The sequence below is a fragment of the Microcoleus sp. genome (genome assembly GCF_049646505.1).
Lineage (GTDB): Bacteria > Cyanobacteriota > Cyanobacteriia > Cyanobacteriales > Microcoleaceae > Microcoleus.
Genome location: NZ_JBARVX010000040.1, coordinates 1 through 2,377, shown reverse-complemented (window position 1 = coordinate 2,377; position 2,377 = coordinate 1). Strand labels below are relative to the sequence as shown.

Sequence of the window (2,377 nt, the reverse complement as noted above, 5' to 3'; positions counted from 1 at the left end):
CGGTAATCTCCCGGTCTAATGCGATAGTAGTCTCCATCGCCTTTGAGTTTTTTAAGATTGCTAACTTCATTTAATTTTTCTGCATTCTCAACATCTTCTATCGCTTCCTGAATTCTTTCAAACAAGTCGGCATCAAGAATCTTCAGTAAATCCTTTTCAAAGCTTTTTCTAAACTCAACAATCATGGTTGTCCCTTCAAAATTTTGAAGATTTGGTCGCGGCTGACTGTTTCAGTATTTTCGCCTTCTTTGATAGCATTTTCCATGCCTATATCTTCTAGGGCTTCAGTTAAAATTTCCGAAAATACTTCTTTTTGTTCTTTTAATAACTCAAAAATAGCTGCCTTGAGCAATTCTTTCAGCTTGGTTTCGTCTAGAGTAATTTCAGACATAACTTTTTTTTGTGCTATTTTTTTTAAGGTCTTAATTATATCACAAAACCGGGTAAATCTAGCCAATTTCAGTTCGCGGGTGGCCAGAAACCGGGTTTTTTCGAGAATACTTCGCCACACGTCCCAGAAACTGCGAAAAACCCGGTTTCTTTGGTTAGTGTGAAGCAACAAGAGCTTGTTTGACGGGTTCTGAGAGTTCAATTGGCATAAAATAACGACTTGGGTATAAGTAATCTTCTCCCGATTCATCAATGACGCGAATCATTTGATGGGCGTTGGCTTGAGTGTCTGGCAAAACCTGATAAATTTTGCGGACTTCTAAAGAAGCTGAATAGTCTTGGTTATTGATGCAAACCACAAATTCCATAACTTTTACTCCAAAATATATTTGAGCTTAATCTCTTTTTTGCCGATTCCATGCGCTTCGTACCAGTGAATTTCGGCCTCGCATATTGTCCCATCTTCAAGTTGAATGGTAGTGAGTCCTTTCAGCTTGCGCCAGCGTCCAGAACCGTAAGCTTTTTGTAGTCGTTTCAGTTCTCGAATTGAGTTACCAATGGCAATGGTTTCAGTGTCGCGAATTCCTCCTAAAATCTCAAAGTTCAATCGAGTTTTACTCCTAATAGTTTAAATCTTTGCGCTATAACAAGGGGCTTTTTTGATTAATTTATTTTACCTGAAAAATCTTTATACGTTGAAATTTTCGTCCCCTCAAAATTGACCAAAGTCAATAAATCCGCATCTCCTGTAATCAAAAAATCAGCTTGACTATCCTTCGCTAAAGCCAATAAATAATTATCCTTAGCGTCTCTACAAATAGAAACCTCCGAGGTTACTTCTATCCATAAACCAATAATTCTCAACAATTCAAGCAATTCTTGAACTTTCGTGACCGGAAAATATTTTTGGAGTTTTGGTCTTTGAGTTACTAAATTGATTTCTTCGATAATTTGTTCGCACAAGACAACTTGGATAACTCCCTCCACTATTAACTGTTTGAGATTAGCTAATTCTTTGCCAATCAAGAAGCTAATCCAGAGATTAGTGTCTATAATTACTTTAATGGTTTGTTTTTCGGGCATGAATTTCGCTTCGGACTGCTTCTACTTCTTGGGCGATAGTTTCTAAAGAAAGTTCCTCGGTTCTCAATGACTCCAAAAGAACTGTTAATTTACTGTTTAATACTTCTTTTTCAAGCTCTTGACTTAACTGCAATTTTTCTGGATAGGGCAGTTGTTTGACTAGGGCTACAATTTGTTCAAAGTTTAGGGAAAGTTGATAGTTAGCTAGAGTCATTGTTCGTTATGTTTAGGGCTTGTCGATATTTTATCTCAAATCACGGGTGGCCAGAAACCGGGTTTTTTCAATAATACTTCGCTGCGCCTCGTAGAAGTAGCCAAAAACCCGGTTTCTTTAAGACTCAAAATGAACTCTTTTGAGCCAGTTTACGACAGTTTGAAGTAAATCGGGGTCATGGGGCGAGAAGGTTTGCAGGGGTGGGTGAGGCGTGTCGGTGATGAGACAGATTGTACCGTCAAAGCGGGTAAGGGCATCGAGGAAAGTAGGGCTAAAAGCTTGGGCGGCGGCGGATGTGGGGTCTTGGTAGAAGATGAGGATGGGGTGTTTGTCGCTGTCGCGGCGGAGTTGATTCCAGTAGGATTTGAGTTGGGGGAGGGTTTCGGGTTCGCCGTTGGGGCGTTGGGGACAGTTTTGGTCGAGGAATTGTTCGTAGATTTCGAGGGCGGGGTTATCGGAGTCGATGAATTTGCTGGTGTCGATGCAAATTAGCTGTACGGATTCGATTAATTGTGTGTCTGCAAGTCTGGTATCAAGGATGTTGGGTAAATCTGCTAAATTGAGGCTTTGGGTGAAGGGGGTAGAACCGACTCCTGTTGTTTCTGGGACTTCTGGATGGGGTGTGGTGAGTTGATGGTGCCATGCTTGATAGAAAGTTGGGTAAGGCAGATTTTGGGCGCAGTTCCAGAT

Annotated in this window: 6 protein-coding genes and 1 pseudogene; all 7 read right to left on the bottom strand. The window is 40.7% G+C overall.

Translation table 11 applies throughout. From position 1 onward, the window contains the following. Positions 1-185 (bottom strand): type II toxin-antitoxin system RelE family toxin (locus WBA89_RS02445; protein ID WP_424403752.1); only part of this gene is annotated, 185 nt, incomplete at its 3' end. After that, positions 182-391, bottom strand: coding sequence for a hypothetical protein (locus WBA89_RS02440; RefSeq protein ID WP_194069246.1), 210 nt, complete (start codon positions 389-391; stop codon positions 182-184). The genes WBA89_RS02440 and WBA89_RS02445, both read right to left, overlap by 4 nt. Before the next feature lie 154 nt (positions 392-545). After that, a complete protein-coding gene (locus WBA89_RS02435) occupies positions 546-758 on the bottom strand; it encodes a hypothetical protein (RefSeq protein WP_424403750.1) in 213 nt (70 codons plus the stop codon). Between the two features lie 5 nt (positions 759-763). After that, a complete protein-coding gene (locus tag WBA89_RS02430) occupies positions 764-997 on the bottom strand; it encodes a hypothetical protein (protein ID WP_424403748.1) in 234 nt (77 codons plus the stop codon). A gap of 56 nt (positions 998-1,053) precedes the next feature. Continuing rightward, positions 1,054-1,473 (bottom strand): putative toxin-antitoxin system toxin component, PIN family, encoded by a 420-nt coding sequence (locus WBA89_RS02425; RefSeq protein WP_424403746.1) that lies wholly within the window; start codon positions 1,471-1,473, stop codon positions 1,054-1,056. After that, positions 1,451-1,687, bottom strand: coding sequence for a type II toxin-antitoxin system VapB15 family antitoxin (gene vap15 / locus WBA89_RS02420; RefSeq protein ID WP_424403744.1), 237 nt, complete (start codon positions 1,685-1,687; stop codon positions 1,451-1,453). The genes WBA89_RS02425 and vap15 overlap by 23 nt, the downstream gene beginning before the upstream one ends. Positions 1,688-1,804: 117 nt before the next feature. Continuing rightward, a pseudogene (locus tag WBA89_RS02415) lies at positions 1,805-2,377 on the bottom strand (PBS lyase); the annotation flags it as partial.